We start from the raw sequence: 24993 nt of genomic DNA, 5'->3' as shown, positions 1-24993 counted from the left end.
GTGACCGATTCTATTACTCTTTCCGTCCGGTTCGCCATCTGCGGCGTGGGCCATATCGGCCGCCGCCACGCTGCGCTGGTTTCGCGGCATCCAGGGGCTGAGGTAGTCGCGCTGATTGACAGCCGGACCGAGCTGCAACCCGGCCTTGCCGCCGAGTTTCCCGGCGTGCCCTTCTTCGCTTCCCTCGACGAATACCTGCAAACCGGCCCCGCCGCCGACGTGCTCACCGTGGCCACGCCCAACGGCCTGCACGCCCCGCAGGCGGTGGCCGGCCTGCGCCACGGCCTGCACGTTGTGATTGAGAAACCCATTGCGCTGCACAAGGCCGATGCCGAAACCATTGTGCACACGGCCCTGCAAACCGGCCGGCTGGTGTTTGGGGTGATGCAGAACCGCTACTCGCCCCCGGCCGCCTGGCTGAAGCAGGTGGTGGACGAAGGCCGGCTGGGCCAGGTGTTTCTGGTGCAGCTGAACTGCTTCTGGAACCGCGACGCGCGCTACTACCGCCCCGGCGGCTGGAAGGGCACGCAGGCGCTCGATGGCGGCACGCTCTTCACCCAGTTCAGCCATTTCGTCGATTTGCTGTACTGGGTGTTCGGCGACATTGCCAACATTTCGGCCCGCTTCCGCGACTTCACCCACGAAGGCCTGACCGAGTTTGAAGACAGCGGCCTCGTCACCTTCGACCTGGTGCGCGGCGGCAGCGGCACGCTCAGCTACAGCACCGCCGTGTGGGACCGCAACCTCGAAAGCTCCCTCACCGTGGTGGCCGAGCGCGGCAGCCTGCGCATTGCCGGCCAGTACATGGACAAGGTGGAGTACTGCCACATGGAAGGGTACGAAATGCCGGAATTAGCCCCCACCAACCCGGCCAACAACTACGGCGCCTTCCAGGGCTCGGCCGCCAACCACGTGCAGGTCATCGAAAACGTGGTGGATACCGTGCAGCGCCGCAGCTTTGCCACCACCAATGCGCTGGAAGGCCTGAAAGTGGTGGAAATTATTGAGCGCATCTACGCCTTGCGGCAGCCCCGCTAGCAATGCCGCAGCCCGTGTTGACGATGACCCGCAGGGAGTGGCTTTATTTCGGGCTGGCGGGCTTGCTCAAGCTGGGCCTGGTCGCGCTGATTTATTTCGGGCACGGCGGGAAGCAGGCGCCCGGCGCATGGCTGGCCGTGTGGAGCGGCGACACGTTTTCGTACCTCGACCCGGTCGAAAACCTGTTCCGCTACGGCACCTACGCCCAGGACCTGGCCCGCCTCGAAACCTATGCCGGGCGAATGCCGGGCTACGCCGTGGTATATGGCGGGCTGCGCCTGGCACTGGCCCCGGGCGCGGCCGCCGATGGCACGGTGGTGCTGCAGGTGCTCCTGAGCCTGGCCTCGCTCTATTGCCTGGGGCGGCTGGCCCAGGCGGCTACCCGCCGGGCCCCGGCGTTTCAATGGACGGTGCTGCTCTACGCCGCCAACACCTTCACCACGGTGTTCGACGTCCGGCTGCTCACCGAGAGCTTTGCCATCAGCGCCCTCATCATCGGCATCTACGCGTTCTACCTTGCCCAGCAGCGGCTTTCGGCGGCGTGGCTGCTGGCGGCGGGGGGCTGGCTGGCGTGGGCCATTTTTCTGCGGCCTTTTCTGGGGCCGGTGCTCGGCTTGCTGGCGGCCTGGTATTGGGGCCGTGCGTGGATGCCGGCCCACAACCAGCCGCAGCCCGCCCTGCGCCGCCACGTGCTGCAGGGCGCCTTGCTGCTGCTGCCGTTTCTGGTGGCCGATGGGGCCTGGGTGCTGCGCAACTGGCCGTGGTACCACCGCCTAGTGCCGTTGCAGAGCAATACGTGGGCCGGCTACAAAAACCCGCCCGCCCTGCTGGAGCTGAATGACTTCATGGGCGCCATTGGCGAAGAGCACGCCTGGTGGACGGCGGGCAGCGACATGGCGTGGTTCTACAAGCCCGCCGCGGAAGGCGCGCCCAACTTTCGGGGCCAGCCCGGCAAGCTGGCGCCGCCGGCCTACACCTACGACTCGCTGGTGCGGGTGCGCCACTACCTGGCCCTCGCCCGCGACAGCACCCAGCTGCCTGCCACCCGGCAGGCGGCCGAAACCAAAGCAAAACGGGCGCTGGTGGCCTACAAGCGCGCTTTCCAGCGGCTGCGGCCGGGCCGGGCTTATGGGGTTGCGCCCGTTAAGCTGGCCTACGGCCTGCTGCTGGCCCACCCCGGCGACTACCTGTTCCGGCGGCCGTTTGCGGAGCTGCCGCCCCTGCAGAAAGGGCTCAAAATACTCGTGCACCTCTGGTACCTGCTGCTGGTGGTGGCCGGCATGGTGGGCACGCTGCTGGCCGGGTGGCGGGCCGATTTCGCCGCCCTCATCGTGAAAGCGATACCGCTCTACTTAATCGGCTTGTTCTGCCTGGTCGTTCACCTGGTCGATGCGCGCTATTTTGCCCTGGGCTATCCGTTCGTCATCATCGGAGCGGTTAATCTTGCCCTGGCAGGGCTGGACTTTCTGCAACGAAAACGCAGCGGCGCAGCGTACTGATTGCGCGTTTCCCACTACCATCCCACTACCATCCCTTGTCATGCTGCCACTCCGCCAATGCTGGGTGCTCCTTGCCGGAGTCAGCTGTTTGCACTGCTCTTCGCCAAGCCAAAAAAACCCGGGGCCGGCCGAAGCAACCGTGCCCACCGAATGGATTGAAAAGGCGCAACGCTACCAATACCAGCAGAATAACCTGGCCTTGCTGAAGCAGCTGGAAGGCTTCGTCAAGCCCGATTCGCTGGCTGGCGAACGTGATTCCATTCACTTGGACCATAGCATCGAGTCGAAGCCGAATGGGTATTTCACGCCAATGTTCGTGAATCTGGACCAAGATGCCGCGCTGGAAATGCTTGGGATATTTGGCTACTATGGCCACGACCCTATGCTGGCCGTGTTTAAAAAAAGGGAAGATGCGTGGCACCTGATTTACCACGAGTCTTTTTTTCTTCATTCCGAAGACCCGGGCCTTCAGATTATCAATAGTCCGTCGGCCAGCAAGACCTTTTGCCTGCGCTCTATTCAGGAAACCGGCTCCGGTATCCGGCGCGACTCCTACCGGTTTTATAAGCTGATTAACAACCGGGTACGCTGTTGCCTGGAACTACCCAATCACACTTTCATCTACGGCTGGGGCCGGTATCTCAACCAGGAAGTCGGCTTAACGCTCCGGTTTACCAGCACCGACGAGGATGCCATTGTGGCTGATTATGCCTACTCTTTTTTTCCCGGGGCGGTGTACGACAAGGACGTGAGCTGGGCCGCGCATCCGGAAATTCCTTTTGTGAAGGGCGAGAATACGGCCTATTACAAATGGGATGCGGCCACATCAACCTATCGGCTCGAAACCTTTGACTCGGAGGGCCCGGCCGCGCTGACGCCGGCCAAAATAGCCACCTTCGGCAGCTTCGAAAACGACTCGCTGTTCGTCCGGGCCTTTGCCTACGAGCTTGGCGAAACGCTGCGCGAAGGCACGCCGACGGCCAAACGGCTGCTCAAGACCTACCTGGCCTCGGTGCAGCACCACCAAAAGCCAGCGGTACCGTCGGGTGAGCTGGAAGAAAAGCACCGTGAAGGCGGAACGAATTTTTACGGGCTGAAGCGGCCGCAGTAGCCGGGCCTCAGTGGCCGTTGTGCGCCCCTGGTGCCTCCTTAAGCGCCACAGACGGAGCTATTTTTTCGCATCCGTAAAGTTCTGCACCGAGTAGGCCACCCCGATGGTGAGGCCCTGCGAGAACTGCACGCTGCTGTCCTGGTCGTAGTCGTAGAGGGCGATGCCGTTGAGCGACACGTTGACGTATTTGCCCACTTTGGCGGTGAGGCCCACGTCGAGGCGGTGGTCAATTTCCTGCGGGTTGATGTTGCGGTAGTTGGCAAACAGCAGGTAGCGGGCCTTGAGGTTGACGTTGGGGCTGATGTTTTTGTCGAATTCGGCCAGGATTTGGGCGGCCAGCACCTCGAAGCGGGTGCTGTGGCCGGGGTTCACGCCGTAGGGCGTGTCGCCGAGGGCGGCCACGAAACGGTCGGCCCGGTTCACCACCGTGAGGCGCGGGGCAAAGGGCGCGAGGCGCAGGTGGAAATACGGCGCGGGGCGGTACTCAAAGCCGTAGGCGGCCGTGAGGAAGCCGGGGGCAAAGAAATCGGAGGTGAGCTGGGCACGGTCGAGGCCGGCGGCATCGGTGTCGTACTTGTAGCCGGGTGCGAACTGCGTGAGCAGGTTCAGCGACACGAACATGTCCCACTTCGGGCTCATGGTCCAGCCGTATTTGGTGTCGAGGTACAGGCGGTCCTGGTTTTTGCGGTAGCCCAGCCCCTTGGTTTGAGAAAAGGCGAACAGGAAATCGGCTTCGTTGTCGAAGCTGTGGGCCCCGCTCTTGCGGTTGGCTTTGGCATTGGCCAGGGCGTTGAAGCCGATGGTGTTGACGCCGCCGCCGCGCCAGTTGGTGCTCAGCAACGACTCGTTGAGCCCAAGCCCGGTTTTGAGGGATTTGCGCCAGAGCGGGTCGGGCGCGGGGGCGGTGGGCACCGGTTCCGGAATGACGGTGGGCGTGGTTTGGGCGTGGGCAGATGCGGCGGCCAGCAGCAGGGCGGCCACGGCGAGAGGGACGAGCTGTTTCATGTGGGAGCAGGGCTTGAAAGCGGCAAGTTGCGAAGCGCCGCTTCATGTTGGTTGCGAGGCCCCGCCCACCGAAGCCCAATTGCTGCACCGATGTGGCTGTTTTTGTGCGTAGTTACGTAAATATCATCGGCAACTATCATTTTCCAGGTCGGCCAGACAGCAGCCCAATATTTATAAAGCAAAATATTGAGCTAATATTACATCCGACGCGCCTTCCGGGCGGGCGGGGGCGATGGGTTTTTGCTTGTTCACATTTTCCAGGCTGCTATGGGCGCATATCAACTCATCTATCAAAGTCAGTCGATGGTGCCGTTCGAAACACCGGAATTGCTGACCATGCTGCGCAAAGCCCGGGCCTACAATGCCCGCCTGGGCATCACGGGCCTGCTGCTGCTCACCCCCGACGGCCGTTTTCTGCAGGTGCTGGAGGGCCGGCGCGACGACGTGCGGGCCCTCTACTACCAGCGCATTGCCGCCGACCCGCGCCACTACAACTGCCGCGTGTACGACGAAGGCCCGTGCTGGGAGCGCGCCTTTCCGCAGTGGCGCATGGGGTTTCGGCCCGCCACGGCGCAGGTGCTGCGCACCCTGCTCAGCTACGTACCGCCCGATGGGCCCGGCCTGCTGGTGCCGCGCCCCCACACCCGCGCCGAGCTGCTGGCGCTGCTGCAGGACTTCGTGACCACCGGCGAAGGCGTGCTGGAGCTGGAAGAGCTGGCCTGAATGGCGAAGCCTGTCCCGGGGCGGTATCTTTACCGCTAATGTCTGCCCGCCCCGCTTTCTCCGCTGCCCCCCGTCCGGCGCCCCCGCTTGGGGCGCCCGTTTCCTTCCTCGCCGCCACCGCCCGCGCGCTGCTGGACCGCTACGGCTCCGGCCCGCTCGATGAGCTGTCCGACATTGTGGTGATTGTGCCCACGCGCCGGGCCGTGGTGTACCTGAAAAACGAGCTGGCCCTGGCCCTGCCGATGGGCGCGCCGCTGTGGGCCCCGCGCGTGACGGCCATGGAAGACTACATGGTGGAGCTGGCCGGCGTGCAGGTGGAGGAGCCCATTGCCCTGCAGCTGCTGCTCTACGATATCCTGAAAGGCATCGACACCAAGCTCGATTTCGACCAGTTTGTGGGCTGGGCCGGGCTGCTGCTCAACGACTTCTCCAACCTCGACCAGAACCTGGCGCCCACCCACGAAGTGTTCGACTACCTGAGCGAGGCCAAGGCGCTGGAGCGCTGGGACATCAGCGAGTTGCCGCCCAAAAGCCAGGCCGCCGCGCACTCCTTCGGCTTCTGGAACCAGCTGGAGCGCGTGTACCACGAGCTGAAACGGCGCATGCTGGCCAACCACCTCGCCTACCCCGGCCTGGCCTACCGCCGCGCCGTGGAGCGGCTCGAAAAGAGCCTGAAAGACCCGGCCGCGCCCGCGCCGGCCGTGCACGTGTTTGCGGGCCTGGGCAATTTGTCGAAGTCGGAGGAGAAGCTGATTCGGCTGCTCATTGGGGTGGGCCGGGCCGAAGTGCGCTTCGACGCCGACCCCTTTTACCTCGAAAAAGACTCGCCCAACCGCGCCGGCCAGCACCTGCGCCGCTATTTCGAGAAGTGGAAGCTGCCGCTTGATAATTTCGGCGGCGGCGTGGAGTGGCTGCGCGGCACGCCCCACCACATCCGCTACCTGGGCGTGGCCAACCCCAGCATGCAGGGCAAGCTGGCCGGCCAGCTCCTGGCCGAAGCCCGCCAGCGCTACCCCGACGCCACCGTGGCCGTGGTGCTGCCCGACGAAACCCTGCTCCTGCCCGTGCTCCACGGCCTGCCGCCCGACGAGGTGCCCGACTACAACGTGACCATGGGCCTGAGCTTCCAGGCCACGCCGCTGTTCAACCTGGTCGATTTGCTGTTCGAAGTGCACCTCACCGGCATCCGCGAAGGCAGCGACGAAACCGGCTACGGTGTGCCGCGCTACCACCACCTGGCCGTGACCAAGCTGCTGAGCCACCCCTTCCTGCGCCGCTACCAGCAGTGGCAGGACCAGCAGGCCGACCAGCCCCAGTACCACGGCGTTCTGGACCAGATTTGCCGCGAAATCGTGCGCGTAAATGCCGTGCTGCTGCCCGCCGAAGAGCTGCTGAAGATGGGCGCCCACCATCCGCTCATCGAGGCGCTGTTCAAAACCTGGGACAACTGCGACGACATTATTGCGGCCTGCTACGCGGTAATTGATTTGCTGCGCCAGGTGTATTCGGCCGAAGTAGCCGATTCGGACCGCGAAACCAGCATCGGGGCCGAGTACCTGTACCTGTTCTACACCTTGGTTAAGCAGCTCGATTCGGCCTTCGACTGCCGGGAGCAGCGCCTGTCGGTGCGCTCGTTCCGCCGCTTTCTGTACGAGCAGATGGGCCGCACCCGCCTGCCTTTCAGCGGCGAGCCGCTGGCCGACGTGCAGGTGATGGGCCTGCTCGAAACCCGGGCGCTGGACTTCGACCACCTCATCATCCTGAGCTGCAACGAGGGCGTGCTGCCGGCTCCCAAGAAGCAGCAGTCGCTGTTTCCCTACGACGTGCTCACCGAGTTCAAGCTTCCCACCTACGCCGACGCCGAGGCCATCACGGCCTACAACTTCTGGCGCCTGCTCCAACGCGCGCAGCGTGTGGACCTTGTGCACGTGCTGCCCGGCGCCGAGGGCATGAAAAGCGGTGAGCGCAGCCGCTTTCTGCTGCAGCTGCAAAACGACTTGCTGCCCCAAAACCCGCAGCTCACGCTGGAAGACCTGACGGTCAGCGTTGCCTCCCTCAATGAGGAATCAGGAATGAGGAATGAAGAATTTGCAGATGGGAATTCGTCCGAAATTCTTCATTCCTCATTCCTCACTCCTCATTCTTATCAGGGCGACCTGATTCTGGAGAAGGACCCCGAAATGCTGGCCGCCCTGCGCGGCGTGCTGGAGCGCAACATCTCGCCTTCGCGCCTCAACGACTTTCTGGCCTGTTCGCTGCGGTTTTACTTCTCGAAAGTGGCCCGCTTCCACGAAAACGACGCCGTGGAAGAAACCCTGGAAGCCAGCAGCTTCGGCACCATGGTGCACGAGGCGCTGGAAAACCTGATGCTCCCCTTCGAGCAGGATGCCCGCCCCATTACGGCCGAGGACATTCCCGCGCTGATAAAGCAGGCCCCGGCCGAGGTGCAAAAGGCTCTGCGGCAGGAAGAAACCGAAAAGCATGCCCGCGCCGACGAGGGCCTGAACCATGTGTACGGCCAGGTGGCCACCCGCCTGGTGGTGCGCCTGCTCGAAAGCCTGCGGGAGCAGCCCGGCCTGCTGCCGCTCCGCCTGTTTGGGCTGGAAAAGGAGCTGGCCGCCACCATCTTCGTGGATGTGCCGGGCCAAGCCGAGCCGCTGGCGGTGCGCCTGTTCGGCTACGCCGACCGCGTGGACGAGCTGCCCGACGGCCGCCTGCGCGTGGTGGACTATAAATCGGGCAAAGTGGAGCGCCGCGACCTGCTGCTGCGCGGCTCCACCAACAAGCTCACCGCCGCCGAAGCCGTGGACCGCCTGCTGCACGAGGCCAGCAGCAGCGCCGACAAGGTGCGCCAGCTCTGGCTCTACCGCCTCATGCTGGCCCACACCGCCAAGCGCGAAACCGCCGAAACCGCCATTCTCTCGCTCCGCAACATCGACGAGGGCCTGCTCTCCGCCGACCTCAGCTTTCTCACCGAAGGCGGCGAAGACTTCGTAGCCGTTTCCGAAGAGCTGGTGCGTAAAATTGCCCTCCGCATCCTCGACCCCGCCGAGCCCATCCGCAAAACCGACGACTTCACCAAGTGCGAGTATTGCCCTTACAAGGGCATTTGCGCACGCTAATTTCCCACCCATGCAAGACCAAAACACCAAAGACGAATTCATGCAGGCCGCCATCGACGAAGCCCGCCTGGGCCGCTCACAGGGCGGTATTCCCATCGGCTCCGTGCTCGTGCGCGACGGCAAAATCATCGGCCAGGGCCACAACAAGCGCGTGCAGGAAGACAGCGCCATCAAGCACGGCGAGATGGATTGCCTCACCAACGCCGGCCGCCAGCGCAGCTACCGCGACACCGTCATCTACACCACGCTGATGCCCTGCTACATGTGCGCCGGCACCATCGTGCAGTTCAAAATTCCGAAGGTAATGGTGGGCGAGTCGCGCACCTTCGGCGAGTCGCGCGCCTTCCTCGAAAGCCACGGCGTGGAGGTGGTCGACCTCGACCTGCAGGAGTGCGTAGACATGATGAACGAGTTCATCGAAGCCGAGCCCACGCTCTGGAATGAGGATATTATGGAGCTGTAGGAACGGGGCACTTCTCGTTTAACCAGACCGTCATGCCGAGCGCAGCCGAGGCATCTCGCGTGCAATGGTAACTCAATCGTCTCACGGTTTTGGTTACTATCCCACGCGAGATGCCTCGGCTGCGCTCGGCATGACGGCCTGACTTACTTCTTACAAGCCGCTACTTCCGCAGCACCCGGCGCGTAAAATCCGACAGCACCAGCGTGCCGCTGATGCCGGCGCGCTCCGTGAGCAGCGTGTCCCAATGCTCGGTGCCCTGCCAGAACACTTGTTTCATGGCCCGCAACGCCTCAGGCGCGTAGGCCGCCAGCTTGGTGGCGAAAGCGGCCACGGCAGCATCTAAAGCGGCCACATCTTCTACCACTTCGGCGTACAAGCCCTTGTCCTTGGCCCAGGCAGCCGGGCGGAATTCGCCCGCGTCCAGCGCCAGCTGCTGGAAGGCGGCGGTGCCAATCTTGCGCTCCACGGCCGGGCCCACCACGAAGGGCCCGATGCCCACGGCCAGCTCGCTCAGCTTCACGGCCGCGTGCTGGGTGGCGAAGCAGTAATCCGTGGCGGCTGCCACGCCCACGCCGCCGCCCACGGCCTTGCCCTGCACCCGCCCGATAATGATTTTGGGGGCCGTGCGGCAGGCGTTAATCACCCGCGCGAAGCCGGAGAAAAATTCCAGCCCCTGCGCTTTGGTTTCGATGGTCAGCAGCTCATCGAAGCTGGCGCCGGCGCAGAAAGTGCGGTCGCCTTCGCTTTTGAGAACGATGACTCTGGTGGCCTCGTCCTGCCCGGCCCGCGTGATGGCCTGGGCCAAATCGTTCAGCACGCGGCTGGGCAGGGAGTTGTGCGAAGGATGAAAAAAGGTGAGGGTGGTGATGCCGCTGGCATCGGTTTCGGCCAGCACGTGGCCGGCGGTGAGGGTGCTACTCATGGAGTGGTTTTGCACTGAAAACGAACGTCATGCAGGGCGCAGCGAAGCATCTTTACTGCCGTAGTAAATCCTATCACGTGGCTTACTATCAGGGTAAAGACGCTTCGCTGCGCTCTGCATGACGTTCCTTATTGATTGACGTTCAAATTATTCCTGATTCTTCTTTTTCACCATGGTCAGAATGGTGGCCACGGCCACGGTTTCGCCGGTTTCGTCGGTCACCGTCACCAGCCAGCGCACAATGCCCTTGGCCACGTCGGTTTCGTCGCGCTTTTCCTGGCCCACTTTTTCCTTCACCGTCAGCGTCACGCCGATGGTCATGCCCGGGTACACGGGCTTGGTGAAGCGGCACTCGTCGAGGCCGTAGTTGAGCAGCACGGGGCCTTTGCGCGGGTCGACGAACATGCCGGCGGCCTTGCTCAGGATGTAGTAGCCGTGGGCCACCCGCCCGGTAAAGAGCGTGCCTTCCAGCGAAGTAGCATCGACATGCGCGTAAAAATTATCGCCCGACACCTGGGCGAAGGCGCTGATGTCGGCCTCCGTCACGGTGTGGCGGTGGGTGGTGTAGGTCTGGCCGATTTCCAACTCCTCGAAGTAGTGCTGGAAAGGGTGCTTGTCTTTCTCAATCTGCCGCGCCCCCGTCTGGTACACTTCGGTGATGGCCGTAATCATGCTCGGCGAGCCCTGCAGGGCCACGCGCTGCATAAAGTGCTCGACGCCCCGGATGCCGCCCATCTCCTGCCCGCCGCCGGCCCGGCCGGGGCCGCCGTGGATGAGTTGCGGCAGCGGCGAGCCGTGGCCGGTGCTTTCCTTGGCCATCTCCTGATTCAGCACCAGGATGCGGCCGTGGTGGGTGGCCGCGCCCAGCACAAATTCCTGGGCCACCTGCGGGTCGTTGGTGGCCAGCGAGCACACCAGCGAGCCCTTGCCCATATTGGCCAGCGTCACGGCCTCGGCCACGTCGTGGTAGGGCATGAGCGTGACCACCGGCCCGAAGGCTTCAATTTCGTGACTGTCGAGGTGCTGGAAAGGCTGGTCGTTGCGCAGCACGATGGGCGACGTGAACGCGCCTTTGGCGAAGTCGGCGCCCCGGTCTTTGCCCAGCAGCTCCAGCTCGTCGAGGTTGCCGTACACGATGGGCGTATTCTGCGCCAGGTGGCGTACCCGGTCACGGAAAATGTCGGCCTGGGCCCGGCCGGCCAGCGCGCCCATCCGCACGCCCTCGGCCTGCGGGTGGCCCACGGTGGTCTGGGCCAGCAGCTTACCCAGGGCAATCTGCACATCTTCCAGCAGGTTGGCGGGCACGATGGCGCGGCGGATGGCGGTGCATTTCTGCCCGCACTTGGCCGTCATCTCCTTGCGGATTTCCTTCACGAACAAGTCGAATTCCGGCGTACCGGGCTTTGCATCGGGCCCCAGCACGGCGGCATTCAGCGAGTCGGCCTCCATCGTAAACGGCACGGCCTCTTCAATAATGCGCGGGTGGGCGCGCAGCTTGCGGCCGGTGGCAGCCGAGCCGGTGAAGGTGACAACGTCTTGATAGGTAACATGGTCGAGCAGGCCGTGGCCCGAGCCCACCACCAGCTGCAGCGCGCCTTCTGGCAGGATGCCGGAGGCAATGATTTCGCGCACCACGGCCTCGGTGAGGTAGGCCGAGGGCACGGCGGGCTTCACCACGGCGGGCATGCCGGCCAGCAGGTTCACCGCAATTTTCTCCAGCATGCCCCAGATGGGGAAGTTGTAGGCGTTGATGTGCACGGCCACGCCCTCGCGCGGCACCAGCAGGTGCTGGGCCATAAAAGTGCCGCCCTTGCTCAGCCCCACCGGCTCGCCTTCCACGTAGAAGGGCTTGTCCGGAAACTTGCGCCGCAGCGAGGCGTTGGCAAACAGGTTGCCGATGCCGCCCTCAATGTCAATCCACGAATCGGCCCGCGTCGCGCCGCTGCGGTAGCTCAGCTCGTAAAAAAGCTCCTTCTTCTCCTGCAGATGGAAGGCCAGGGCCTTGAGCATGCGGCCCCGCTCGTGGAAGGTCATTTTGCGGAGCCTGGGGTTGCCCACGCGGCGGCCGTAGTCGAGAATGCTGGCGAAGTCGAAGCCTTCGGTATTCGCCAGGGCGATGACTTCGCCGGTGCTGGCATCAAGCAGTTCCTGGGGCGAGTTGCCGCCGGTGCTCCAGCGGCCGAGGGTGTAATTTTCGAGGGTGGGAGTCATGGCTTGGAGCGCACGCTTCCGCTTGCGCCGGTAAAGGATGTGAGAATGAACAAGCTAAAGCATGTTCTACAAAAACAGCTGACCTTGGCGCACCTTGCGGCGCAGCAGCGGGCTGGCGCGGTACCGGTCTTCGTGGTACTCGTCGTACAACGCATCCAGCGTGGCCAGCACGGCGGCGGGGCCCAGCTCGTCGGCCCAGGCCAGCAGGCCCTTGGGGTAGTTCACGCCCTTGGTCATGGCCAGCTCCAGGTCGGCGGCAGAGGCCACGTTCAGGGCCAGCGCGTCCACGGCTTCGTTGATGAGCATGGCCACGATGCGGTTCACAATCTGGCGGCCCAGGGTTTCGTCACGGGTTGGCTCGGGCTGAGCTGCATCAGCGGCGTAATTATAGAATCCTCGGCCCGATTTGCGACCATAGTAGCCGGCCTCAAACAGCCGCTTCTGCGAGAACGAGGGCTTGAAGCGCGGATCGAAGAAAAAGGCGGTGAACACGGATTCCGTCACGCGGTAGTTCACGTCGTGGCCGATGAAGTCCATCAGCGCAAACGGGCCCATGCGGAAGCCGCCCAGCTCGGTCATGGCCCAGTCGATGGTGGCCATGTCGGCGATGCCTTCTTCCAGAATGCGAATGGCCTCGCCGTAGAACGGCCGCGCCACGCGGTTCACGATGAAGCCCGGCGTGTCCTGCGTGAGCACCGGCAGCTTGTTCCAGCTGGCTACCAGCGCTTTCATTTCCTCGGCCAGCCCGGCGCGGGTCTGCACGGCCGGAATCACCTCCACCAGCTGCATGATTGGCGCGGGGTTGAAGAAGTGAATGCCTACAAACCGCTCCGGCCGCTCGCAGGCCGCCGCAATCGACGTCAGCGAGAGCGACGAAGTATTGCTGGACAGCACGCAATCGGCCGAAACCACGCCTTCGAGCTTGCGGAAAAGCTGCTGCTTCACGCCCAAATCCTCGACAATGGCTTCGATGATAAGGTCGCAGTCGGCAAAATCCTGCATATCGGACGTGGCGAGCAGGCGGCTGCCGGCAGCTTCTGCCGCTTCGCTGGTCATTTTGCCCTTCTCGGCCAGCTTGTGCAGGCTATGCTGAATGCCGGAAACGGCCTTTTCCAGCGCACCCGCGTGCTGGTCGAGCAGGCGCACCGGGTGGCCGGCGGTGGCCACCACCTGCGCAATGCCCGCGCCCATGGCCCCGCAGCCAATTATTCCAACGGTTTTCATTGGCCGGTGAAGGTGGGTTGGCGTTTTTCGAGAAAGGCGGCGACGCCCTCGCGGTAGTCGGTGGTGTTGCCGGCGCGCAGCTGGTAGTCGCCCTCGGCCCGCAGCTGCTGCGTCACGTCGTTCGAGAACGAGCTGTTGAGCAGCTGCTTGGTATAGGCCAGGCCTTTGGTGGGCATGGCGGCCAGCCGGCGCAGCAGCGCGGCCACGTCTTGGTCGAAGGTGTCGTCGGCGAAGGCTTTGTAAATCATGCCCATCTGCACGGCTTCAGCGGCGCTCACTTTGTCGCCGGTCATCATAAGGGCACTGGCCCGCTGCATGCCGATGAGGCGCGGCAGGAAATACGTGCCGCCACTGTCCGGAATCAGCCCAATCTTGCTGAATGCCTGGATGAAAGAGGCCGATTCTTTGGCCACCACAATGTCGCAGGCCAGGGCAATGTTAGCGCCCGCGCCGGCGGCCACGCCGTTCACGGCCGCCACCACCGGCTTTTCCAGCTCCCGAATGAGCAGGATGAGCGGGTTGTAATGCTTCTCAACAATCTCCGCTACTTCCGGGCTGTCCGGCCCCGTGATTTCGGCCAAATCCTGCCCGGCGCAAAAGGCCCGGCCGGTCCCCGTAATGAGTACTGCGCGGACCTCGGCATTGGTCTGGCATTCGCGCAGGTACTGCTGAAAGGCCAGCGCCAGCGGCTTATTCACGCTATTGAATACCTCGGGCCGGTTGAGGCGAATAGTGGCCACGCCGTTGTCCAGCGAAAAAATCAGGGAGTCGTTTTCGGGCATTGGTTGGGAGGGTGGGAAAAGCAGTAGCGCGAACTGTGTGGTTCGCGTTGTCGAACGATTTTAAACGTGCGGGGACGCGAACTACACAGTTCGCGCTACTATCAACTGTGGCATTTGAAATAATCGAACGGCTCGCGGCAGTTGTCGCACTGGTACAGCGCCTTGCACGCCGTAGAGCCGAACTGGCTGACCAGGTGCGTGTGGTCCGACTTGCACAGCGGGCAGCGCACGGCCGTGTCCTTCCCGAACAGGTTGAGGACGTGGCCGCTGGCCGTCCCGTCAATGGGCGGGGCAATGCCGTAGGCTTCCAGCTTCTCGCGGCCGGCCTGGGTCATCCAGTCCGTAGTCCAGGCCGGGCTGAGCTGGTTGTTGATGGTCAGCCTGGTATAGCCTTCGGCCAGCAGCCGCAGCCGGATGTCGGTGGCAATGGTGTTCATGGCTGGGCAGCCCGAATAGGTGGGCGTAATGGTCACCGTAATCTGCTCGCCCTCCACGCGTACGGCCCGCACAATGCCGAGGTCCAGGATGCTGAGCACCGGCACTTCGGGGTCGGTCACTTCTTCCAGCAGCTGCCAGATGTGGGCTTCGGTGGGAGGCGCGGGCGCTACCATGTCAGGCCGGGATAGGTGCGCTGCATATACTGCAGCTCGGTCAGAATGTAGCCCAGGTGCTCGGTGTGGCGGCCGTCTTTGCCGCCCGTCAGCATGAATACCTGCGCCGGCACGGCCAGCGTAGCTTCGGCTAGCACCCGCTCGGCATGGGCCGCCATATCGGCCTGAGTGTCGGCGTAATCCGGAATCAGCCCGGCAGCCTGCAGCTCCTTTTCCAGGGCCGTGGGCGTGGTCAGCTCGCCCGAAAAGCGCCACAGCTCCTGCAGCGACTTTTCCACCCGGCGGCGGCTTTCGTCGGTGCCATCCCCGAGGCGGATTATCCATTCTGAGCTCCACTTCAGGTGGTACGTGGCTTCCTTCAGCGACTTCTCGGCAATGGCGGCCAGCCGCTCGTCGGCGTTGGTCAGCAGCCGCTTGAGGAAGTGGTAGTGGAAGTTATCGAACAGAAACTGCCGCACCACGGTATCGGCGAAGTCGCCGTTGGGCTGCTCCACCAGCAGCGGGTTGCGGTATTCGGTGGCGCTGCGCAGGTAGGCGAGGTCGTCCTCGGTGCGCCCCTGCCCTTCCAGCTCGGCGGCGTATTGGTAGAGGCTGCGGGTTTCGCCCAGCAGGTCCAGCGCAATATTGGCCATGGCCAAATCCTGCTCCAGAATGGGGCCGTGCCCGCACCACTCGCTCAGCCGGTGGCCCAGAATCAGGCTGGTATCGGCCAGCTGCAGCACAAACTGGAACAGCTGCTGCCGCACCGCCGGCGCATAGGTGGCCAAAGCCGGGTTTTCAGACGAAGCAAACTCCATAGCGCCCTGCATTACATGTGTTTAATAGAATCCGGCACCTGGTAGAAAGTAGGATGCCGATACACTTTATCATTGGCCGGGTCGAAGAAAGCCTCCGCGTCGTCGGGGTTGGAAGCATGCACGTGCTTCGACTCCACCACCCAGATGCTGATGCCCTCCTGCCGGCGCGTGTACACGTCGCGGGCATTCTGGATAGCCATCGCGGCGTCGGCCGCGTGCAGGCTGCCGACGTGCTTGTGGTCAAGCCCCTGCTTGCTGCGGATAAAGACCTCCCACAGAGGCCATTCGGATTGGTTCATGTTTACGCTATTAGAAACCAGAACGTCATGCAGAGCGCAGCGAAGCATGACGTTCTGAATAATTGCTGCTTGAGTTGCTTACGCCGCCACCGCCTCGCGCTCCTTGCGCTTGGCCGCGTGGGCCAGGGCCGCCTCGCGCACCCAGGCGCCTTCCTCGTGCGCCTTCACGCGGGCACCGAGGCGGTCGCGGTTGCACAGGCCATTGCCCTTCACCACGGCCCAGAACTCATCCCAGTTCACCTCACCGAAGTCGTAGGCCTGGCGGGCTTCGTTCCATTTCACCTTTTCATCGGGCACGGTCAGGCCCAGGAATTCGGCCTGGGGCACCATCATGTCCACGAATTTCTGGCGCAGCTCGTCGTTGGTGAAGCGCTTGATGCGCCAGTTCATGCTCTGGGCAGTGTTGGGCGAGTCCTCGTCTTTGGGGCCGAACATCATCAGTGTGGGCCACCACCAGCGGTTCAGGGCTTCCTGGGCCATGGCTTTCTGCTCGGGCGCGCCTTCGCACAAGGTCTGCATAATCTCAAAACCCTGGCGCTGGTGGAAGCTCTCCTCCTTGCACACGCGCACCATGGCGCGGGCATACGGCCCGTAGCTGGTGCGGCACAGCGGCACCTGGTTCAGAATGGCCGCGCCATCCACCAGCCAGCCCACGCAGCCCATGTCGGCCCAGCTCAGCGTGGGGTAGTTGAAGATGCTGGAATACTTGGCTTTGCCTGAGTGCAGGTCGGCCAGCATCTGGTCGCGGGTGGTGCCCAGCGTCTCGGCCGCGCTGTAGAGGTACAGGCCGTGGCCCGCCTCGTCCTGCACCTTGGAGAGCAGAATGGACTTGCGCTTGAGCGAAGGGGCCCGCGTAATCCAGTTACCCTCCGGCAGCATTCCCACCAGCTCCGAGTGAGCGTGTTGCGAAATCTGCCGAATCAGCGTTTTGCGGTACGCATCGGGCATCCAGTCCTTGGGCTCGATGCGCATATCGGCATCAATGCGGGCCTGAAACTGCTCTTCCTGGGTCATTTCTAACGTTTCCATGCGCTGTCAACAAATACTAACTAACAATCGTTAGTTAAATGAAAGAAATTTATTGAGAAACTGGCTTCGCAGCCGATTTCGCTTCTCCTCTACTGGTCGAAGTCGACCGCTACGTTTTCGGTCGTCGGCCGGGCCTGACAGGTAAGTACGTAGCCTTTGCCTACTTCGGTATCTGAGAGCGAATAGTTTACGTCCATTTCCACCTGTCCGGCCGTCACGCGGGCGCGGCAGGTGCTGCACATGCCGTTTTTGCAGGAATACGGCGCATCCACGCCCGTTTCCAGCAGCGCATCCAGAATGGTGTTGCCGTAGTACGACATCTCCAATACGCGGGTGTTGCCGTCGAGCTGCACCGTCACGCGGCTGTGCTTATCGTCTTCGCCCACCGGCGGCAGCTTGGCCTTAGCCGCTCCGGCTGCACCGGCATTGGCCGAGCCAAACATCTCGAAGTGAATCTTTTCCGGCGCCACGCCTGCTTCGGTCAGGGCCGCGCGCACGCCGTTAATCATGTCCTCCGGCCCGCAGATGAAGCACTCGTCCACCTGGCTGGCCGGCACTATCTTCTGCAAAAACTGCGCGGCTTTGGCCTGGTCGATGCGGCCAAACAGCAGGTCGGATTCGCCCTGCTCGCGGCTCAGCACATGGTACACGCTGATGCGGTTCAGGAACCGGTTTTTCAGCCCTTCGATGCCTTCCTTAAAGATGATGGAGTTACGCCCCCGGTTGCCATACACCAGCGTAACCTGGCTGCCCGGCTCGGTCAGCAGCACGGTTTTGATGATGCTGAACACCGGGGTGATGCCGCTGCCGGCCGCAAAAAACAGGTAGTGCTTGGCCTGTTCCGGGTGCAGCGGCGTGTGGAAGTGCCCGGCGGGCGGCATCACGTCCAGCTCCTCGCCCACGCGCAGGGCATCCACGGCCAGCGACGAAAACCGGCCCTGCGGCACCTTCTTAATGGCCACCTGCCACTCCCCTTCCAGCGGGCTGCTGCAAATGGAGTAGGACCGCCGCAGCTCTTCGCCGCCGTGCTCGCGCCGGAACGTTAGGTACTGGCCCTGCGTGAAGGCGAAGGTTTCGCGCAGCTCGGCCGGCACGTCCAGCGACACCACCACGCTATCCGGCGTTTCCCGCTGAATGCGCTTGATTTTAACTTTATGAAAGCGGCTCATGGTTAATGCTTTGCCAGGCCATTCAGCAGAATGGTCATGATGTCCTGTTCCAGTTCCTGCGCCGTGATGCCCCGGCCCGGCCGGTACCACAGCTCCACCCACCGCACCGCCGACAGGATGGTAAACAGCGCCACCGAGGCATTCACGGGCTGAAACTCCCCGTCGGCAATGCCGTTTTCGATGAAGGCCGCGAAGCCCTTCTCGTACCGCTTGCGCGCTTCCTTGAACTGCTGCAGCTTGTCGCTGGTCAGGTATTTCCAGTCGTTGTTGGCCACCGATACGGCGGCTCCTTCCTCCAGCATGAGGTGAATGTGCAGGCGCAGCAGCTCTTTCAGCTTGTCGCCGTTCGAGCCGGGCATCTGCTCAACCTGGGCCAGCTGGGCAATGTAGGTATCGGAAACGTGAAAGCAGAGCTGTTCCAGAATCTCGTCTTTCGACTTGATGTGGTTGTACATGCTGGCGGCTTCCATGCCCACCTCGCCCGCCAGGTCGCGCATGGAGGTGCCGCCGAAGCCTTTCAGCTTGAACAGCTTGGCCGCCTCGTCCAGAATAAGCTGGCGCTTGTTTGGTTTTTTGCCCATGGGGTCAGCTAGCATATCGGTATGCTTCGGCTAAAGCCATTAACAGGGCCAGACAGAGGCAGAAATTGCGCAGTCTGCGAGTGAAAGAGCATGCAACAGGAAACGGAAGGTGGGAATAGGAGGCTCAAAGATACCGAATCCAGTTTAACTAACAAATGTTAGTTAATATTTTTCGCCGTCCGCTACCGCTACTTCCTTTTGCAGCACCTGCTTTAGGAAGCAGCTGGTAGCTTTGCAAAAGCCGACCCAGAGCTATTGCAACAAAATCTGAAAATTATTTTTCTGATTATCAACATGGTGAGTGTTTACTTATAGATAGTGAGCTAACACTCATTTAAGATGTAAAAAGCTTACCTACCTTTGTATCGCTGCTGAACAACATCTCACCCGTTTGCAAGGCAGCCAAATTCCCACGTTCTGTTTAACCAGATGAACTCCCACCCCGTCTGGCAACATTCGCTGGAAATGACGATGCCTTCGCGCTAGAAGGAGCCAACTTCGCATTTCTCAGCCTATTACAGCCGGCTAAGTCGAACCTCGTTCGATTTGGCCGGCTGTACCTTTTGGCGGTAAACGCAGCAATGCCTGTGCGAACCCGCCTGGGTGGCGTTACTTTGCCAATATTAAGCATGCATCATTTTTGTCCCGGCGGCTGGCCCGGCGGGCTTTCATCTTTATCCTTCGGTCTGGCCCATGACCAGTCATTCTAAAATTGAACAAACCGCCTTGCAGCTTTTTGGTGAGCGCGGCTACGATAATACCTCTACCCTGCTCATTGCCAAAAGTGCGGGCGTGTCGGAAGCCTTGCTCTTCAAATATTTCCTGAGCAAGGAAAAGCTATTCGAGTACCTTATCAAGCAGGGCTTTCAGCGCATTGTGGAAGCCAACCGGGGCATTCTTTCGGAGAAAGACCCGCAGATGCTGATTGAAAAAATCATCGACCTGCCCTATAAGCTGGTACACGATGAGCCGGACTTCTGGAAAGTACAGGACAAAGAATTCAGCAAACCCCTGGTGCAGAAGTATTTCCAGCGCTTCATGAGTCCCATCGACAGCTTGCTGAAGCAAGCGTTCACGGAGCTGCGCGTGGATGACCCCGAGATGATGACGCTCCGGCTGCTGCTGCTGATTCAAAGCCTGTGGCGCAACCTGCTGTATGAGCACGATGAGAAGCTGCTGCAAGTGGGCGCTCACCTGAAACGTACCTACGTGCGGGGGGTGGAATTGCCCAAGTAGTTGGAGGAGCCTTTGCCAGCCATCCAAGCATTTCAGAATCAGCGCAATGATGCTGTTTTTCGCAAGACCATTTTAGGTATGGTACTGGCCTGATGGTATGAGCTTACATCTAGTGGCCGCTATTTTGCGTTGGTAAGGTGTCGCCATTTTTATTGCCCATGCCCCACCACGCCGTTCATCGTTTGTTGCGCCCGCTGCTGGTTTGGCGGGCACGCCACATCAGCGAGCGGATGTACATGCTCATCCTGAGCATATTGGTAGGAGGAGCGGCAGGGCTGGCGGCGGTGCTGCTGAAAACGGCGGTGCATTGGGGGCAGGAAATGCTGCGCATGGGCATCTCGGAGCCCAACCGGGTGTTTGCACTGTCGGTATATCCGGTGATTGGCATTGCGCTGACGGTGCTGTTTACGAAGTTTTTTCTGGGCGGGCAGCTGGGGCGGGGCATTGCGCCCATTATTTACAACACGGCCCGCGAAGGCAGTGTGGTGCCGCGCTCCAAGCTGTATTCGCAGCTGATTACTGCTTTTTTCACGGTTACGTTCGGCGGCTCGGCGGGTACGGAGGCGCCGATTTCTGTCACGGGGTCGGCCATTGGCTCCAACGCGGGGCGGGTGCTGCACCTGGACCGGCGGCGGCGGCGCCTGCTCACGGGCTGTGGCGCAGCGGCGGGGGTAGCCGCCATTTTCAACTCGCCCATTGCGGGCGTGCTGTTTGCGGTCGAGACCATCTTGCTGGAGCTGCCGGCGCAGTATTTCATTCCGCTGTTGATTTCATCGGCCACGGCCACGGTGGTTTCGAAGGCCCTGTATGCCGGGCAGCCGTTTGTGCTGATTACGACCAGCTGGCCGGTGGATGCGGTGCCTTTTTATGTGCTGCTGGGGCTGTTTACGGCTTTTTTCTCGGTGTATATGATTCGGACCTATCATTGGTTCGACCATTTCTTTGAGCGCTGGCCGGGGCTGGACTGGCGGAAGGTGCTGGTGGCGGGCGTCTGCCTCGGCGGTCTGATTTTCCTGTTCCCCACGCTGTATGGGGAGGGCTACAACACGGTGGAGCTGCTGCTGCGCGGCCATGCCGAGCACATCACCGATGGCAGTATTTTCTCGGTTTATCAGGACAATAACCCCTGGCTGCTGCTGGTGTTGGTGCTCTTCAGCATGATGCTGAAGGTGGTGGCGACCAGCATCACGGTGGGTGGCGGCGGCAATGGCGGCATGTTTGGCTCGTCGCTGTTTGCGGGGGCGCTGGCTGGTTTTTTCTTTGCGCGCATCATCAACCTGAGCGGGCTGGTGCACATTCCGGAGGTGCATTTTGTGGTGCTGGGCATGGCGGGCACGCTGGCCGGCGTGATTCACGCACCGCTGACGGCCATCTTCCTCATTGCCGAAATCACGGGTGGGTATGCGCTGTTTGTGCCGCTGATGGTGGTAACCAGCAGCTCCTACCTCATCACCAAGTACTTCGAGCCGTATTCGGTGTACACGCGCAAGCTCACGGCCAAGGGCGTGGACGTGTACGCCAACCGCGACCGGGGCCTGCTGGCCCAGCTCGACCCGCGCAAGCTGCTCGAAACCGACTTTATTCCGGTGCGGCCCAGCACGACGCTGGGCGAACTGGTGGATATTTTCCGGCACGCTTCGCGCAATCTGTTTCCGGTGGTGGCGGCGGGCGGGCGGCTGCTGGGCGTGGTGAGCCTCGACTCGGTGCGCGACGCGCTGTTCGACGACGAGCATTATGCCACCACCAAAGTACGCGAGCTGATGAAGCCCGCCCCGGCCGTGGTAGGCCCCAACGACGACCTGGGCCACACCCTGAGCCTGCTCGACCGGCACGATGCCTGGGCCCTGCCCGTGTGCGAGGAAGACGGCCGCTACCTGGGCTTTATCCTGAAATCGGCCATTCTGGCGCGCTACCGCAAGCAGCTCATCCAGGAAAGCGAGGCCTAATACTCGCCCAGCTCCGGGGTTTTGCGGGCCAGCTGCAGGCCAAGCATCATCAGGATGCCGGTGAGCAGGATGACCATAAAGAGAATGTTTTCGCTGATTTCGCCGAGGTGCAGATGGTCGGGGAGGCTGTAGAACAGCAGCACGGTGATGAGGCCTTTGGGGGCAATGAACAGCTCGGGGATGAGGTCGGTGCGGGCCACGTATTTGAGGTAGAGGAAGCGGATGAGCGTGAGCACGGCCACGATGAGCAAGCCCTGCAGCAGCAGGTGGCCGCTGATGAGATTGGCCAGGGTGATGGAAAAGCCGAAAGCCAGGAAGAAGAACGTGCGCACCAGAAAGGCCGATTCGGCGGTGAGGCTTTTGAGCTGGCCCAGCTCCGAGGCCAGCTGGTTGGGGTGCAGCCAGCGCTGCAGGCGCGGGCCGCGCAGGAACAGGTCGGCGTTGTTGACGGCCAGGCCGAACACCAGCACCAGCACCAGCGAGGACAGGTGATACTTCTTGGCCAGGCTGTACATCAGCACCAGAAAGGCGAAAAGCAGAAAGAACTTGATGTGCCCGCGCAGCCGCCCCAGCAGAAAAGCCAGCGCCACGGTGCTCACCACGGCCACCGCCAGAATGGCCAGCACATCGCGCCCGAACGTGACGATGGAAATGCTCTGGGCAAAGTCGTCCTGCAGGGCAAAGTTGAAGAGCATGATGCCCATGATATCGGAAAACGTGCTTTCGTAGATGATGAACTCCTGCTTCTGGCCCGTGAGGCCGGCCACGCTGGGAATGGCCACGGCGCTGCTGATGACGGCCAGCGGCACGGCATTGGCCAGGCAGCTTTGCCAGCTGGCGCCGGCCACGTAGAGGTGCAGCAGGCCCGCAATGGCCCCGGCCTGCACCAGCAGCATGAGCGCCGCCGCCAGGGCGGCGCGCCGGATGATGGGAATTTTGTCGCGGGTCAGGCGCAGGTCGAGCGAGCCTTCGAGCACGATGAGGATGAGGCCCACGATGCCCAGAATCTGGAGCAGCACCGGCGGCAGCCGGAACGGAATGTTCCAGTACGCCACGGCCTGGTTGAAGCCGATGCCGGCCAGCAGCAGCAACAGCACCGAGGGCACCTTGGTGGCGCGCGCGGCCAGGTCGAACAGGTAGGAAAGGATGACGGCCAGGCTCAGGCCGATGAGGATAGTATAGGGACCCATGGCGCGAATTAACGGCCGGGCGGGGCCAGGGTTCGTGCGCAGGGGCGGGCCGGGGGTACTTTTGGGGCTTAACTCCTTCCGGCTTTGACGACGACCAGCGCTGCAAATTCTTCTTTCACGGCCATCATCGGGGGCGGGCCGGCGGGGCTGCTGGCGGCCCAGCGGCTGGCTGAGGCCGGGCAGCGCGTGCGCTTGTTTGAGGCGCAGGCCACCGTGGGCCGCAAGTTTCTGGTGGCCGGGCACGGCGGGTTCAACCTGAGCAATGCGGAGGAAGCCGCCGCCTTCGCCCGCCGCTACGGGACCGAGGCAAGCCGCTTTGCCACGCTGCTGGCCCACTTCTCCCCTGCTGATTTGCGGGCCTGGGCCGCCGATTTGGGCATCGACACCTTCGTGGGCACCAGCGGGCGCATCTTTCCGGTGGCCGCGCACAAGCCCGCCGAACTGCTGCGGGCCTGGCTGGGCCGGCTGCGGGCGCTGGGCGTAGAAATCCACACCCGGCACCGCTGGCTGGGCTTTGCGGGGGCCGCTGGAATCCGGCTGCGTGACGAGGCCAGCGGGTTGGCCTTTGTGCTTGAGCCCGCCGCTACGGTGCTGGCGCTGGGCGGGGCCAGCTGGGCCAAAACCGGCTCCGATGGGGCCTGGGTGCCGCTGCTTGAGGAAATCGGGGTGCCCGTCACGCCCTTCGCACCCGCCAACTGCGGAGCGGAAGTGGCGTGGTCGGCCTTTTTTCGGGAGAAAGTGGGCCGGGCGCCGCTCAAAAACATTGCCCTGCGCGTGAATGCCGGCCCCGCCGTGCGCGGCGAGCTCATGCTGACCGACTACGGCGTGGAAGGCACCCCGGCCTATGCCCTCACGCCCCAACTGCGGGCCGCGCTGGCCAGCGGCGGCGCCGTGCTGCACCTCAGCCTCAAGCCCGACCTCTCGCCCGCCGCGCTGCTCCAGAAGCTGCGGCAGCCGCGCGGCAAAGCCTCGTTTGCGGAGTTTTTGAAAAAGACGCTGCACCTCGGGCCGCCCGTGCCCACGCTGCTGCGCGAGAGGCGGCCCGATGCCGCTACGCTTGCGCCCGACGCTTTGGCCGAGCTGCTCACGGCCCTGCCGCTGCCCGTGACCGGCCTGCGCCCCCTCGATGAAGCCATTTCAACGGCGGGGGGCATCGCCTTTGGGGCCGTGGACGAGCACCTGATGCTGCGGGCCCGCCCCGGCACCTTCGTGGCCGGCGAGATGCTGGACTGGGAAGCCCCCACGGGTGGCTATCTGTTGCAGGGCTGCTTCAGCACGGGGGCGTGGGCGGCGCGGGGCGTACTGGCACATTTTCAGCAGGCAAAACCGGCAGGCGAAGGCAAGACTTAGCCCGCTGATGCACGGGTTTGGGCAGGTGTTTTGAAGGTTTGGCCCTCTGATGAATTAATTTATTCAGTTGTTCCGAAGGTTCAGTGCACTGATGAGAAAGTCCGGACATCTGTTGAAGCAAGCCAGCCTGCTGATGGGGTTATTTTGCCTTATGATGACCGGAATCAGCCAGCTGCACTTGCTAGCATGCCAGCTGATGGAGTAATTTGGCCGGTATATAGCCATAATTTGCCAACCTTTGCCAGCAGTTCGCCATGTCCGACGACTTATCCGTTGCCTTTGCCCGCCGCGTGTTTGAGCGCGACAACCCGCCGCCGCCGCCTCCCCTCAGCCAGGAGCCTGCCGCCGTGCAAGCCCGCATTGAAGCTTGGCTGCTGACCACGCACGGGGTGCGCAACAAGCGCGGGCGGCTGCGCCAGGGCCTTATGCTGCTGGCCCTGATGCGGCACGCTGAGCGCCACACGGCCCAGCTGGCCGAGGCCGCCGGCCTGCCGGCGCGGGCGGCAGCGCGGGTGGCCGTGCGGCTCGGCGAGTTTGGCCTGCTGGCCTGGGAGTATCGCGGCCTGTACCGCTACTGGCACCTGACCCGCGCCGCCGAAGATGCCCTGCTGCTGGTGGTGGCGGGGCCGCCGGCTATTGCGCCGGCATAGCCCTGCCCTGGGCGCAACGCCGGGCCGGCGCGGCC

General features: G+C 62.7%; 22 protein-coding genes. 10 read left to right on the top strand and 12 right to left on the bottom strand.

Annotation, left to right across the window (positions count from 1 at the left end; genetic code table 11):
* The 3 genes from ACYVHT_RS08320 to ACYVHT_RS08310 are packed head-to-tail and all read left to right on the top strand — an operon-like array spanning nucleotide 1 to nucleotide 3648.
* Nucleotides 1-1038 (top strand): Gfo/Idh/MocA family protein, encoded by a 1038-nt coding sequence (locus ACYVHT_RS08320; protein ID WP_460549951.1) that lies wholly within the window; start codon nucleotides 1-3, stop codon nucleotides 1036-1038.
* 23 nt (nucleotides 1039-1061) lie between these two features.
* On the top strand, nucleotides 1062-2537 hold the full coding sequence (locus tag ACYVHT_RS08315) for a hypothetical protein (RefSeq protein WP_460550234.1): 1476 nt from the start codon (nucleotides 1062-1064) through the stop codon (nucleotides 2535-2537).
* Nucleotides 2428-3648 (top strand): hypothetical protein, encoded by a 1221-nt coding sequence (locus ACYVHT_RS08310; RefSeq protein WP_460549950.1) that lies wholly within the window; start codon nucleotides 2428-2430, stop codon nucleotides 3646-3648. The genes ACYVHT_RS08315 and ACYVHT_RS08310 overlap by 110 nt, the downstream gene beginning before the upstream one ends.
* Nucleotides 3649-3705: 57 nt before the next feature.
* Here ACYVHT_RS08310 and ACYVHT_RS08305 read toward each other — a convergent pair whose 3' ends face one another.
* Entirely contained in the window at nucleotides 3706-4653 is a 948-nt protein-coding gene (locus ACYVHT_RS08305; protein ID WP_460549949.1) for a DUF3078 domain-containing protein, read from the bottom strand.
* Nucleotides 4654-4920: 267 nt separating this feature from the next.
* On the opposite strand from ACYVHT_RS08305, the gene ACYVHT_RS08300 reads away from it, so the two are divergent.
* The 3 genes from ACYVHT_RS08300 to ACYVHT_RS08290 are packed head-to-tail and all read left to right on the top strand — an operon-like array spanning nucleotide 4921 to nucleotide 8961.
* Entirely contained in the window at nucleotides 4921-5376 is a 456-nt protein-coding gene (locus ACYVHT_RS08300) for a BLUF domain-containing protein (protein WP_460549947.1), read from the top strand.
* A gap of 38 nt (nucleotides 5377-5414) precedes the next feature.
* Entirely contained in the window at nucleotides 5415-8498 is a 3084-nt protein-coding gene (locus tag ACYVHT_RS08295; protein WP_460549946.1) for a PD-(D/E)XK nuclease family protein, read from the top strand.
* Between the two features lie 10 nt (nucleotides 8499-8508).
* Entirely contained in the window at nucleotides 8509-8961 is a 453-nt protein-coding gene (locus ACYVHT_RS08290; RefSeq protein WP_460549944.1) for a nucleoside deaminase, read from the top strand.
* Between the two features lie 160 nt (nucleotides 8962-9121).
* Here ACYVHT_RS08290 and ACYVHT_RS08285 read toward each other — a convergent pair whose 3' ends face one another.
* From ACYVHT_RS08285 to ACYVHT_RS08240, 10 genes are all read right to left on the bottom strand, one after another.
* Nucleotides 9122-9883: an enoyl-CoA hydratase/isomerase family protein gene (locus ACYVHT_RS08285; RefSeq protein WP_460549942.1), complete on the bottom strand. Its 762-nt coding sequence runs from the start codon at nucleotides 9881-9883 to the stop codon at nucleotides 9122-9124.
* 147 nt (nucleotides 9884-10030) lie between these two features.
* Entirely contained in the window at nucleotides 10031-12094 is a 2064-nt protein-coding gene (gene paaZ, locus ACYVHT_RS08280) for a phenylacetic acid degradation bifunctional protein PaaZ (protein WP_460549940.1), read from the bottom strand.
* Between the two features lie 66 nt (nucleotides 12095-12160).
* A complete protein-coding gene (locus tag ACYVHT_RS08275) occupies nucleotides 12161-13318 on the bottom strand; it encodes a 3-hydroxyacyl-CoA dehydrogenase NAD-binding domain-containing protein (protein ID WP_460549938.1) in 1158 nt (385 codons plus the stop codon).
* On the bottom strand, nucleotides 13315-14100 hold the full coding sequence (locus ACYVHT_RS08270) for a Clp protease/crotonase-like domain-containing protein (protein ID WP_460549936.1): 786 nt from the start codon (nucleotides 14098-14100) through the stop codon (nucleotides 13315-13317). The genes ACYVHT_RS08275 and ACYVHT_RS08270 overlap by 4 nt, the downstream gene beginning before the upstream one ends.
* 101 nt (nucleotides 14101-14201) lie before the next feature.
* Nucleotides 14202-14711 carry a PaaD family protein gene (gene paaD / locus ACYVHT_RS08265; RefSeq protein WP_460549934.1) on the bottom strand — a complete coding sequence of 170 codons (510 nt, stop codon included), beginning with the start codon at nucleotides 14709-14711 and terminating at the stop codon, nucleotides 14202-14204.
* Nucleotides 14705-15508 (bottom strand): 1,2-phenylacetyl-CoA epoxidase subunit PaaC, encoded by an 804-nt coding sequence (paaC, locus tag ACYVHT_RS08260; protein WP_460549932.1) that lies wholly within the window; start codon nucleotides 15506-15508, stop codon nucleotides 14705-14707. The genes paaD and paaC overlap by 7 nt, the downstream gene beginning before the upstream one ends.
* 11 nt (nucleotides 15509-15519) lie before the next feature.
* Nucleotides 15520-15807 carry a 1,2-phenylacetyl-CoA epoxidase subunit PaaB gene (gene paaB, locus ACYVHT_RS08255; RefSeq protein ID WP_168675518.1) on the bottom strand — a complete coding sequence of 96 codons (288 nt, stop codon included), beginning with the start codon at nucleotides 15805-15807 and terminating at the stop codon, nucleotides 15520-15522.
* Nucleotides 15808-15885: 78 nt separating this feature from the next.
* A complete protein-coding gene (gene paaA, locus ACYVHT_RS08250) occupies nucleotides 15886-16836 on the bottom strand; it encodes a 1,2-phenylacetyl-CoA epoxidase subunit PaaA (protein WP_460549930.1) in 951 nt (316 codons plus the stop codon).
* Nucleotides 16837-16925: 89 nt separating this feature from the next.
* Nucleotides 16926-18005: a 1,2-phenylacetyl-CoA epoxidase subunit PaaE gene (gene paaE, locus ACYVHT_RS08245; RefSeq protein WP_460549928.1), complete on the bottom strand. Its 1080-nt coding sequence runs from the start codon at nucleotides 18003-18005 to the stop codon at nucleotides 16926-16928.
* Nucleotides 18006-18007: 2 nt separating this feature from the next.
* Nucleotides 18008-18601: a TetR/AcrR family transcriptional regulator gene (locus ACYVHT_RS08240; protein ID WP_460549926.1), complete on the bottom strand. Its 594-nt coding sequence runs from the start codon at nucleotides 18599-18601 to the stop codon at nucleotides 18008-18010.
* 678 nt (nucleotides 18602-19279) lie between these two features.
* Here ACYVHT_RS08240 and ACYVHT_RS08235 point away from each other — a divergent pair.
* The gene (locus tag ACYVHT_RS08235) at nucleotides 19280-19822 is read left to right on the top strand and encodes a TetR/AcrR family transcriptional regulator (RefSeq protein WP_460549924.1); all 543 of its coding nucleotides are present in this window, start codon (nucleotides 19280-19282) and stop codon (nucleotides 19820-19822) included.
* A gap of 158 nt (nucleotides 19823-19980) precedes the next feature.
* On the top strand, nucleotides 19981-21768 hold the full coding sequence (locus tag ACYVHT_RS08230; protein WP_460549922.1) for a chloride channel protein: 1788 nt from the start codon (nucleotides 19981-19983) through the stop codon (nucleotides 21766-21768).
* On the opposite strand, the gene ACYVHT_RS08225 is transcribed toward ACYVHT_RS08230, so the two are convergent.
* Entirely contained in the window at nucleotides 21765-22958 is a 1194-nt protein-coding gene (locus ACYVHT_RS08225; protein WP_460549920.1) for a cation:proton antiporter, read from the bottom strand. The two genes, ACYVHT_RS08230 and ACYVHT_RS08225, sit on opposite strands and share 4 nt — an antisense overlap.
* An 84-nt stretch (nucleotides 22959-23042) precedes the next feature.
* Between ACYVHT_RS08225 and ACYVHT_RS08220 the strand changes: the two genes are divergently transcribed.
* Nucleotides 23043-24308, top strand: coding sequence for a BaiN/RdsA family NAD(P)/FAD-dependent oxidoreductase (locus tag ACYVHT_RS08220; protein ID WP_460549918.1), 1266 nt, complete (start codon nucleotides 23043-23045; stop codon nucleotides 24306-24308).
* Nucleotides 24309-24562: 254 nt separating this feature from the next.
* The gene (locus ACYVHT_RS08215; RefSeq protein ID WP_460549916.1) at nucleotides 24563-24958 is read left to right on the top strand and encodes a hypothetical protein; all 396 of its coding nucleotides are present in this window, start codon (nucleotides 24563-24565) and stop codon (nucleotides 24956-24958) included.
* The last annotated feature ends 35 nt before the right edge of the window (nucleotides 24959-24993 follow it).

Source organism: Hymenobacter daeguensis (genome assembly GCF_054780555.1).
This window is presented reverse-complemented; position numbering and strand designations above follow the sequence as displayed.

Excerpts from the sequence above, each read along its gene's own strand:
- ACYVHT_RS08315 (WP_460550234.1), top strand. The coding sequence starts at position 1,062 with ATGACCCGCAGGGAGTGGCTTTATTTCGGGCTGGCGGGCTTGCTCAAG.
- ACYVHT_RS08310 (WP_460549950.1), top strand. The coding sequence starts at position 2,428 with ATGCGCGCTATTTTGCCCTGGGCTATCCGTTCGTCATCATCGGAGCGG.
- ACYVHT_RS08305 (WP_460549949.1), bottom strand. The coding sequence starts at position 4,653 with ATGAAACAGCTCGTCCCTCTCGCCGTGGCCGCCCTGCTGCTGGCCGCC.
- ACYVHT_RS08300 (WP_460549947.1), top strand. The coding sequence starts at position 4,921 with ATGGGCGCATATCAACTCATCTATCAAAGTCAGTCGATGGTGCCGTTC.
- ACYVHT_RS08295 (WP_460549946.1), top strand. The coding sequence starts at position 5,415 with ATGTCTGCCCGCCCCGCTTTCTCCGCTGCCCCCCGTCCGGCGCCCCCG.
- ACYVHT_RS08290 (WP_460549944.1), top strand. The coding sequence starts at position 8,509 with ATGCAAGACCAAAACACCAAAGACGAATTCATGCAGGCCGCCATCGAC.
- ACYVHT_RS08285 (WP_460549942.1), bottom strand. The coding sequence starts at position 9,883 with ATGAGTAGCACCCTCACCGCCGGCCACGTGCTGGCCGAAACCGATGCC.
- paaZ (WP_460549940.1), bottom strand. The coding sequence starts at position 12,094 with ATGACTCCCACCCTCGAAAATTACACCCTCGGCCGCTGGAGCACCGGC.
- ACYVHT_RS08275 (WP_460549938.1), bottom strand. The coding sequence starts at position 13,318 with ATGAAAACCGTTGGAATAATTGGCTGCGGGGCCATGGGCGCGGGCATT.
- ACYVHT_RS08270 (WP_460549936.1), bottom strand. The coding sequence starts at position 14,100 with ATGCCCGAAAACGACTCCCTGATTTTTTCGCTGGACAACGGCGTGGCC.
- paaD (WP_460549934.1), bottom strand. The coding sequence starts at position 14,711 with ATGGTAGCGCCCGCGCCTCCCACCGAAGCCCACATCTGGCAGCTGCTG.
- paaC (WP_460549932.1), bottom strand. The coding sequence starts at position 15,508 with ATGGAGTTTGCTTCGTCTGAAAACCCGGCTTTGGCCACCTATGCGCCG.
- paaB (WP_168675518.1), bottom strand. The coding sequence starts at position 15,807 with ATGAACCAATCCGAATGGCCTCTGTGGGAGGTCTTTATCCGCAGCAAG.
- paaA (WP_460549930.1), bottom strand. The coding sequence starts at position 16,836 with ATGGAAACGTTAGAAATGACCCAGGAAGAGCAGTTTCAGGCCCGCATT.
- paaE (WP_460549928.1), bottom strand. The coding sequence starts at position 18,005 with ATGAGCCGCTTTCATAAAGTTAAAATCAAGCGCATTCAGCGGGAAACG.
- ACYVHT_RS08240 (WP_460549926.1), bottom strand. The coding sequence starts at position 18,601 with ATGCTAGCTGACCCCATGGGCAAAAAACCAAACAAGCGCCAGCTTATT.
- ACYVHT_RS08235 (WP_460549924.1), top strand. The coding sequence starts at position 19,280 with ATGACCAGTCATTCTAAAATTGAACAAACCGCCTTGCAGCTTTTTGGT.
- ACYVHT_RS08230 (WP_460549922.1), top strand. The coding sequence starts at position 19,981 with ATGCCCCACCACGCCGTTCATCGTTTGTTGCGCCCGCTGCTGGTTTGG.
- ACYVHT_RS08225 (WP_460549920.1), bottom strand. The coding sequence starts at position 22,958 with ATGGGTCCCTATACTATCCTCATCGGCCTGAGCCTGGCCGTCATCCTT.
- ACYVHT_RS08215 (WP_460549916.1), top strand. The coding sequence starts at position 24,563 with ATGTCCGACGACTTATCCGTTGCCTTTGCCCGCCGCGTGTTTGAGCGC.